The following is an 830-nucleotide window of genomic DNA, read 5'->3' on the forward strand; positions in this document are numbered from 1 at the left end:
ACCGCCGCGGCGTCCGCCGCGGACCTGCCGCGCCGCGCCGCGCCGCCGCCGGTGTTCACGCCGGTGCCGGTGTTCACCTGGACCGGCTTCTACATCGGTGTGAACGCCGGCTACGGCTTCGACGCCAACAGCCGCAACACCACCAGCTACGCCCTGCCCGGCGGCTCGCTGATCAACTCCCCCGGCACCGCCGGCGTCGTCAGCGTCAACAACCGCAACAACAACGACGGCTTCTCGGGCGGCGCCCAGATCGGCTACAACTACCAGTTCACCCCGGGCTCCGGCGTCGTGATCGGCTTCGAGGCCGACGCCCAGTACGTCGACTTCGCCCGCCGCGCCAACGCCACCCAGAACTACAGCTTCCTGGGCTTCCCCGGCGTCGCCTTCTCCAACCCGCCGGCCTTCGTCGCCACCAGCGGCAACGGCCTGGACTACTTCGGCACCGTCCGCGGCCGCCTCGGCTACGCCTTCGACCGCACCCTCGTGTACGGCACCGGCGGCTTCGCCTACGGCTCCGGCCAGGACGACCAGAACTTCTCCGGCAACCGCTTCCGCGACAGCTTCCGCACCGGCTGGGCCGCCGGCGGCGGCGTCGAGTACGCCCTGCCCACCGACTCCTTCCTGAACTTCTTCCGCTCCTCGGCCGTCACCCTCAAGGTCGAAGGCCTCTACGTCAGCCTCGACCGCCAGAAGAACTCCGCCGGCGGCGTCTTCTACGGCAACCTCCTGCCCCCGAACGGCACCGCCTACCTCAACGGCGCCGCCGCCAAGACAGAGTTCGCCGTCGTCCGCGCAGGCCTCAACTACAAGTTCGGCTCATACTGAGATCG

General features: G+C 69.8%; 1 protein-coding gene. It reads left to right on the forward strand.

What is annotated here, in order from left to right:
• Positions 1-825, forward strand: an 825-nt coding sequence (locus tag ACLBXO_RS31610) for an outer membrane protein (protein WP_447687900.1), incomplete at its 5' end; no start/stop codon positions are given.
• Positions 826-830 lie beyond the last annotated feature (5 nt).

The organism is Methylobacterium sp. C33D, from assembly GCF_053345825.1.